The 7,321-nt window shown below is 61.0% G+C and carries 10 protein-coding genes; 4 read left to right on the top strand and 6 right to left on the bottom strand.

From position 1 onward, the window contains the following. Positions 1–649, top strand: a 649-nt coding sequence (locus AC1D1P_RS10205) for an alpha/beta fold hydrolase (protein ID WP_477672888.1), incomplete at its 5' end; no start/stop codon positions are given. A 71-nt stretch (positions 650–720) separates the two neighbouring features. Continuing rightward, complete coding sequence (gene queF, locus AC1D1P_RS10200) at positions 721–1,548, top strand: NADPH-dependent 7-cyano-7-deazaguanine reductase QueF (protein ID WP_477672887.1); 828 nt, start codon at positions 721–723, stop codon at positions 1,546–1,548. A gap of 55 nt (positions 1,549–1,603) precedes the next feature. On the opposite strand, the gene AC1D1P_RS10195 is transcribed toward queF, so the two are convergent. From AC1D1P_RS10195 to AC1D1P_RS10185, 3 genes are all read right to left on the bottom strand, one after another. Then, positions 1,604–2,464: an enoyl-CoA hydratase-related protein gene (locus tag AC1D1P_RS10195; protein ID WP_477672886.1), complete on the bottom strand. Its 861-nt coding sequence runs from the start codon at positions 2,462–2,464 to the stop codon at positions 1,604–1,606. Positions 2,465–2,478: 14 nt separating this feature from the next. Then, positions 2,479–2,808 carry a hypothetical protein gene (locus AC1D1P_RS10190; RefSeq protein WP_477672885.1) on the bottom strand — a complete coding sequence of 110 codons (330 nt, stop codon included), beginning with the start codon at positions 2,806–2,808 and terminating at the stop codon, positions 2,479–2,481. Positions 2,809–3,007: 199 nt separating this feature from the next. Further along, the gene (locus AC1D1P_RS10185) at positions 3,008–3,892 is read right to left on the bottom strand and encodes an AraC family transcriptional regulator (protein ID WP_477672884.1); all 885 of its coding nucleotides are present in this window, start codon (positions 3,890–3,892) and stop codon (positions 3,008–3,010) included. Between the two features lie 168 nt (positions 3,893–4,060). Here AC1D1P_RS10185 and AC1D1P_RS10180 point away from each other — a divergent pair, with 168 nt between their 5' ends. Together AC1D1P_RS10180 and AC1D1P_RS10175 are read left to right on the top strand one after the other, a co-directional pair. Further along, complete coding sequence (locus AC1D1P_RS10180) at positions 4,061–4,933, top strand: nuclear transport factor 2 family protein (RefSeq protein WP_477672883.1); 873 nt, start codon at positions 4,061–4,063, stop codon at positions 4,931–4,933. Positions 4,934–4,953: 20 nt separating this feature from the next. Further along, a complete protein-coding gene (locus AC1D1P_RS10175) occupies positions 4,954–5,328 on the top strand; it encodes an antibiotic biosynthesis monooxygenase family protein (RefSeq protein ID WP_477672882.1) in 375 nt (124 codons plus the stop codon). A 368-nt stretch (positions 5,329–5,696) separates the two neighbouring features. On the opposite strand, the gene AC1D1P_RS10170 is transcribed toward AC1D1P_RS10175, so the two are convergent. From AC1D1P_RS10170 to AC1D1P_RS10160, 3 genes are all read right to left on the bottom strand, one after another. Further along, positions 5,697–6,275 carry a cupredoxin domain-containing protein gene (locus AC1D1P_RS10170; RefSeq protein ID WP_477672881.1) on the bottom strand — a complete coding sequence of 193 codons (579 nt, stop codon included), beginning with the start codon at positions 6,273–6,275 and terminating at the stop codon, positions 5,697–5,699. Positions 6,276–6,398: 123 nt separating this feature from the next. Further along, entirely contained in the window at positions 6,399–6,776 is a 378-nt protein-coding gene (locus AC1D1P_RS10165; protein ID WP_477672880.1) for a DUF6632 domain-containing protein, read from the bottom strand. A 125-nt stretch (positions 6,777–6,901) separates the two neighbouring features. Continuing rightward, the coding region (locus tag AC1D1P_RS10160) for a tetratricopeptide repeat protein (RefSeq protein ID WP_477672879.1) at positions 6,902–7,321 on the bottom strand (420 nt) is incomplete at its 5' end.

The following is a 7,321-nucleotide window of genomic DNA, read 5'->3' as shown; positions in this document are numbered from 1 at the left end:
GTTCCGTATGGGCTGGCGTATCCGGCCGCCCTACAGCATTGAAGACATGGCCGCCGACACCGTGGGCGTGCTGGACGCGCTGCACATCGGCAAGGCACATGTGGTGGGTGTGAGCATGGGCGGCATGATCGCGCAGCGCGTCGCGGTGCTGGCTCCATCGCGCCTGCTCAGCCTGACCAGCATCATGAGCTCCAGCGGTGCGCGCGGCCTGCCGGAAGCCAGTCCGGCGGTGGCCCGTGTGCTGCTCAGCCGGCCTGCCGGCAGGGGTGTGCAGGCCGCCATCGACCATACGGTGAAGCTGCTCAAGGCCATCGGCAGCCCGGGCTTTCCCATGAACGACGCCGAGATTCGCGAAAAAGTCGCTGCTGCGGCGCAGCGCAGCTTTCATCCGCAGGGCATTCTTCGCCAGATGGTGGCCGTTGCCGCTGACAGCACGCGCGCCTCGGCACTTGCCAGGGTGACGGCGCCGACGCTGGTGGTGCATGGCCAGGCAGACCGGCTGGTGCCTATGGCCTGCGGGCAGGACACGGCCAGGCGCATTCCCGGTGCACGCTTCGAAAGCATTGAAGGCATGGGCCACGATTTGCCGCCGGGTGTTGTCGACCGTTTGCTGGCTCTGCTGATTCCCCACTTCAAAGCGGCAAGCTGATACAGCCCCATAGCTTGGGGCTTTGTACGGCCGCTTTCAGCATGGCGGCGGTTAGCGGCGAAAATGGGTGCATGAACACCCCTGAACAATCCCAGCTCGGCAAAACGTCTGCCTATATCGACCAGTACGACGCCTCGCTGCTGTTCCCGATACCGCGCGAAGGCAAGCGTGCCGAGATCGGCGTCACCGGCACGCCGCCGTTTTTCGGCGCAGACATGTGGACGGCATTTGAGCTGAGCTGGCTCAATATGCGCGGCAAGCCGCAGGTGGCACTGGCCCACATCACCGTGCCCTGCGAGTCGCCGAACATTGTGGAGAGCAAGTCCTTCAAGCTTTACCTCAACAGCTTCAACAACACGCGCTTTGCCGATGCGCGCGATGTGCGCGAACGCATTCGCGCCGACCTGAACGGTGCTGTCGGTATGGGCGTGGGCATCAAGACGCTGGGCCCCGAGCTGTTCGACCGCGAACCCGTGCATGAACTCGACGGCCTGAACCTGGACAGGCTGGACGTGGAGTGCATTCATTTCACGCCTACGCCCGAGCTGCTGTTTGCCGAGTTCGACGAGCCGCCGGTGGAAGAGACGCTGACCAGCAACCTGCTCAAAAGCAATTGCCTGGTCACTGGCCAGCCCGACTGGGGCAGTGTGCAGATTCGCTATGCCGGCCCGCAGATCAACCAGGAAGGCCTGCTGCAATACCTGGTGAGCTTTCGCAACCACAACGAGTTCCATGAACAATGTGTGGAACGCATCTTCATGGACATCTGGACGYGCTGCAAACCCATGAAGCTCTCAGTGTATGCACGCTACACGCGCCGCGGCGGGCTGGACATCAACCCGTTTCGCACCAGCCATCCGCAGGCGCTGCCGCCTGCCATTCGCACAGCCCGCCAATAATTGCCAATGCAGGTTGCTATTAAATTAATAGCTGCTTGCGCAAGTTTTGTATAGGCTAGAGGCCGAATTCATTGAAATTCTTGATCGGTGAAAGCCCGGGAAAGCTCGCCGCGCGCTTTTCCTTCATGGCGGTAACCGCCTCACGGACATGCGCGTTACTCCAGATCGCGCCCTGCAGCCAGCCCATTTGTTTGAGCGCGTCATCCACCGAGTGGTCACGCGTGTAGTGGATGGCCTGCTTGGTGCCCCAGATGGCCACCGGCGGCTTGGTGGCAATCTCGCCGGCGCATTGCATGGCGGCCGCCAGCATCGCCTCGGCTGAGTCAAACACTTCATTGACGAGGCCGTAGCCCAGCGCTTTGGCCGCCGGCATTCGCCGCCCGGTGTAAGCCAATTCCTTGACGACCGCCAGCGGCACCAGTTTGGGCAGGCGCTGCAAGGTGCCCACGTCGGCCACCATGCCGATGTTGATTTCCTGGATGCAGAAGAATGCGTCGGCCGTGGCGTAGCGCAGGCAGCAGGCCGTCACCATGTCGACCGCTCCGCCTATGCAGCCGCCCTGGATGGCGGCGATCACCGGAATGCGCAGGGTTTCGAGCTTGGTGAAGGTGGCCTGCATGTCGCCCAGCATGTCAAAGATGGCGGCGCGGCCCTCGGGGCTCTGGTCGTCCATGGCGATGTCGCTGCCAAAGGTTTCCAGTGCCATGCCGGCGCTGAAGTGCTTGCCGGTGCTGGAGATCACCAGCACGCGCGCCTCGCCGGCCTTGTGGATGTGTGTGAGCACCGCATCCAGCTCGCGCCAGAAGGTCGGGTGCATGGTGTTCATCGCCTCGGGGCGGTTCAGCACCAGGTGGGCGATGTGGCCGGTGGTGTTGAGGGTGAAGCAGGTGAGGGCAGGTGGGGTGGGGGCGTTCATGCCCACACTCTAAGTCAGGCGACCAGGTCCAGCCAGTCACACCTGAGACGCCGCGCAATGTGCGCCCGTGCCCGCGCATACACATACAGCCGCGGCGCCAGTGTGCCCAGCACGCACAGTGGGTAGGCCCAGGCCGCCTCAAAAGTGAAGGCAGGCAACCAGCCCATCCAGCCCATCACCCAGGCCGTCAGCACTATCTCCCAGAGCTGGCATTCAAGCGGGTGCGCCGCTCGTTGCGCCTCGCGCCAGTCCTTGACGCGTTGCAACTGCGCCAGCGTGATGGGGTGCCAGTACGACGACCGGACAGGTAGTGATGCCTTGGACGGGTCAGAGGGATCAGACATAAAGCCTCCGTGCGGAAGCTTCAATGTAAGTTTCGTGAAAGGTGCTGTCAACGTCTGCCGACCTTCATTAATGCGTGATCGCCGCTGAGAAAGCCCGCCGGGCCTGTTTTCACAGGACGGGAGGTTGCTTGGTGTTGCGCTGCGTCCGCAGCATAGCGGCAACCAAGGCGGGCGGCTGACACACGTGCTTGGGCAGCTGTCAAGAAAGATGGTCGGCTCGGAATGCCGCCGGCGTGACCAGTGCGATCCGCCTGAAGAACTTCACGAAGTTGGTGGGTTCGATGAATCCCAATTCATGTCCGATCTCCGCGACAGTCGCCTTGCTGTGAACCAGGAGCCGCTTGGCCTCCAGGGCAATACGCCGGTCAATCACGTCCTTGGCCGTGCGGCCGACAGTCGCCACGCAAGCACGTGACAAGGTGCTTTCTGAAAACCCAATCCGCCTTGCCAGATCGAGCACGCTCGGGCGTGTCCTGAAGTTCGCTTCCAGCAGCCTGTGAAACAGGTGGTAAATCCCTCCCTCCCGTGTCGCTTCAGGCGTACCCGTCCCGCCGCGCAACGCGCGGGCAAGCCGCAAGAGCATGGTCAGAACCGCATGCCTGATGATGGAGGCATCGATCAGGGTTCCTTCGAAGCGATCGATATCCGCCCTGAGCCTGCTGCTGTCGGCCACGGCCTCGATGAACAGCTCCTTGCTGGGCGCGGAGACATTCGGCCATAGGTCCAGGCCGAGCAATCCCTGGCCGATGGTGGGCGCATCCATGGCAGGTGCCAGAGCCTCCGCCGAGATCAGGGTGAGCTGCCCTTGCAGTTCATTGGTCATCTGCCATTGCTGTATCTGACCGGGCCGAACCAGAAGAACCGAGCCAGGCTGCAAGGGATGTTCAATGAAGTCGACCATGTGTCGCGATCGTCCCTCCTGAACCAGCAGCAGGTGGTGGAAATCAACACGCTGCGTTGCCGAGAGCACGCGTGCGGGTGCGTGTTGCCTGAGTTCCTTGAGCGTCATCGTCTCCACCCCCACTTTGGCAAGCCGTGGGTTGTCGAAGCGAATCTCAGGAATATTGGGAGAGGCTGCTTTCATGTTTCCGGAGTCTAGAGCAGAAATCCGTAAAAATCCTAGTTTTGATCATTGTTTGAAGGGCTTCGATCTTTTCTACAACGAGGAAAACGAACAGAATCATCTCGTTCATATAGGCAAGACATCGAGCAGGAACCGACACCCTCAACAATGAATTGGCAGAATTTCACCATGACTATCGTTCGACCGTTTCGTTTGGCCCTGGCGGCATTGACCATCGCCGGCCTCGCCGCCTGCGCCGGCAATCCACCCCTTCACGCATCTAAGAAGAAAGAATCCATGACCCCTCAAAAACAACAGGTCGTTGCCCTGCTCAAAGCGATCGAAACCGGCGACGCTGCGCCGGTTGCTGTGATCAACCCCAATAAATACATTCAGCACAATCTGTCCGCCGCAGACGGCCTTGCTGGCTTCGGTGCGCTCCTGCAAGCCTTGCCCAAGGGATCAGCCAAGGCGAACACCGTGCGTGTGTTCCAGGACGGCGACCTGGTCTTCGCCCATACTGAATACAACTTCTTCGGACCGAAGATCGGTTTCGACATCTTCCGCTTCGAGGATGGCAAGATTGTCGAGCACTGGGACAATTTGCAGGAAACGCCGGCCAAAGCCAACCCGAGTGGCCACACCATGGTCGACGGGCCTGTGCAATCCACGGACCTGGAAAAAACGGTCGCGAACAAAGCACTTGTGAAGTCCTTCGTCGAGGACATCCTGGTCAATGGCCGGATGGACAAGCTTGCCGGTTACTACGACGGGGATCATTATGTTCAGCACAACCCCCAGATCGCGGACGGGCTGTCCGGCCTCGGTCAGGCGTTGCAAGCCATGGCCACGGCTGGCGTCACCATGAAGTACGACCGCATCCATCGCGTGCTCGGCGAGGGCAACTTCGTGCTGGTGGCCAGCGAGGGGATTTTTGCCGGAAAACCGACCAGCTTCTACGACCTGTTCCGCGTGCAGAACGGCAAGATTGCCGAACACTGGGACACCATCGAAACCATTGCGCCGCGTTCCGAATGGAAGAACGCGAACGGCAAGTTCTGAACTTGAAGAAGGAAAACTTCATGGACATCTCGAAATGGCTCTATGGCAGCATCGTTGTCTGCACGTTTGCGATGCAGGCCAGCGATACCGCTGCCGCAACACCTTCGGCCAAGGTCATCGAAGTCGTGACCTTCAAACTCAGGTCCGGCATTACGGCGGCGCAGTTCCGGCTTGTAGACCAGGAAGTCGAGGCGCAGCATGTGTCGAGGCAGCCTGGGTTCGTCTCGCGTGAGAGCGCGGCGGGCGAAAATGGCGAATGGCTGGTGATCGTGCACTGGCGGTCCGCCGCCGATGCCAACGCGTCCATGGCGAGCTTCGAGAAAGCACCAGCCGCAGCGAAATTCATGTCCAGCATCGATGTATCGACGATGCTTATGAGGCGGTATGACAAGTAACCCCTGGCGCCGCCCGAAACCACCGACTGGGCGAAAGTTCCACCGTATCCGTACGCTGCGTTCGGCGTACTTCATTTGATTGGCAAGAGTTCTCGCGCAGCTCTGAAATTTCCGGCGGGCTTTGCCTGATTGAAAGTTGCAGGAAAAGTAGCCAGGGAAGCGCTGAACAAGTCCTCCGTGGTGCGCGGTCAGCGGGCCCGGGCGGCCTGCTGCATTGGATTTCTTGCCAATAGCCCGCCATTGGCAAGAAATCCGCCTTGCATCCGATTCCGATCCGGCCGCCGCGCCTGCGCAAGACCTGAGTCAGCGCTTTCCTGAAAGATGTTTGCTTTGGGAAAATTTCCGGCGAGCTTTCTCCGTGGCAATCACTAGATCCGTCGCCGCCGCGGCACCACGCTGAGCTGCAGGGTCAGCTTGCCCGGCGACGCGGTCACGGTATAAGCCTGCGGCGCTATATCGATCAGCTGGTCGGCATGCCAGACCTTGATCTGCGCAGCGCCTTCGGGCAACTGCTCGACCTGCGCTACGCCGTCGGCGCCTGTCAGCACGGCCCAGGGCGATTCGCTCACATAGACATGGCCGCGCATGGAGCCGTGAATGTGGCAGCCCAGCAGCACGGCGCCGGCCTTGTTGAAAGTGGCGTCAGCGGTTTTGGCGGGTTTGCCTTCGGGCTTGCCGTCGAGCCGCAGCTCGAACCCCTCGCCCGGCGTTGCGTTGAACTGCGCTGCGCCGGCGGCCGAGCCGCGCACATGGTGTTCCCACGGATCGTTGTTGACGAACTGGGCCTTGGCGCCCAGCGCCACCACGCTGACGGCCGGTACAAAACGCATCTTTTCCTGGTAGATCGTCACCTGGGCGGGCAAAGGGCTTTGGGGCGCCCCGGTTTTGGCGGAAGGCACCACGACGACTACGGCGTCCGGCGCCGGCTTGCCTTCCTTGTCGAGCACTTGAATGGAAATGTTTCCGGCTGCAGCCCATATGGGTAGTGCGCAAGCAGCTATGAAAAACAGAGCAGTTGGCAGCATCCGGAAGGCAGGGCGTGTTAGCTTGGGCATGGGATTTCTTTCGGCTTAAGCTTCGCGGGGAGTCAGCAATGCCAGCACAGCCGCCACCGCGAACAGCGCCAGGACATCACCCCAGAGGTGCCCCATGTTGTGGTGGCCCTGAAACGACTGCACTGCCATCACCCCGCCGTGTGCAATGCTGGACCAGACGGTAAACCAGATGAGGCTGCGGTGCAAGAGAGGGTTACGGGCGGCGAGCATGAGGAATATCCCCAGCGTCGCATAAAGGGCGAGGATCATCTCCAGGTAATACGAACGCCCTTCCGCATGCCACGACCAGCCTGAAGGCCAGACGATGGTGAGCGGCCACAAGCCGAAAGTGAACGTCACCCCTATCAGCACCAGGGCAATGCGCAGGTATTTGATGCGATCAGCGTCAGTCATTGTTTTCTTTCAGATCATCAGAGGTCGCGCACCCAGAGACCCGCTCTGTGTGCGCCGGGAGGTGAGTGGCAACAGGAAACCATTGCAGCGCATGCCGCGCCGCAATGGTGGTGTTCAAGGGCGGCTTACTTGGCGGCCGGCTTGTACTCGGCCACGGCCTTGGCCAGGTCGCGGGTTTCTTCACAGGTCGCGCAAATCGCCTGCAGCTTGGCCAGCTGCGCGTCGGCCTGGGCTTTCTGGTTGGTCTTCAGGTAGGCAATGCCCGAGTATTCCAGCGCGCCCTTGTGCTTGGGGTCCAGCGCCAGCGCCTTGCCGTAAGCGGCAAAGGCATCGTCGTACTTGCCCATCCAGCGGTTGGAATAGCCGAGGTAGTTGTAGGCGTCGGCATTTTTCGGGTCCTTGGCCACCACCTTGTTAAAGCTGCTCACGGCCTCCGACCAGTTCTTGGCGCTGATGGCTTTTTTACCCGCCGCGAAGTCGTCAACCTGGGCGTTTTTAGCTGGTGTGGTTTCGATGTCGGCCGCCAATGCTGCACCGGCCAGGGC

Source organism: Polaromonas sp. P1_E1_2, assembly GCF_056406035.1.
Note: the sequence above shows the minus strand (reverse complement) of the source record. Positions and strands in the feature narration are given on the sequence as shown.

Excerpts from the sequence above, each read along its gene's own strand:
- AC1D1P_RS10195 (WP_477672886.1), bottom strand. The coding sequence starts at position 2,464 with ATGAACGCCCCCACCCCACCTGCCCTCACCTGCTTCACCCTCAACACC.
- AC1D1P_RS10190 (WP_477672885.1), bottom strand. The coding sequence starts at position 2,808 with ATGTCTGATCCCTCTGACCCGTCCAAGGCATCACTACCTGTCCGGTCG.
- AC1D1P_RS10185 (WP_477672884.1), bottom strand. The coding sequence starts at position 3,892 with ATGAAAGCAGCCTCTCCCAATATTCCTGAGATTCGCTTCGACAACCCA.
- AC1D1P_RS10180 (WP_477672883.1), top strand. The coding sequence starts at position 4,061 with ATGACTATCGTTCGACCGTTTCGTTTGGCCCTGGCGGCATTGACCATC.
- AC1D1P_RS10175 (WP_477672882.1), top strand. The coding sequence starts at position 4,954 with ATGGACATCTCGAAATGGCTCTATGGCAGCATCGTTGTCTGCACGTTT.
- AC1D1P_RS10165 (WP_477672880.1), bottom strand. The coding sequence starts at position 6,776 with ATGACTGACGCTGATCGCATCAAATACCTGCGCATTGCCCTGGTGCTG.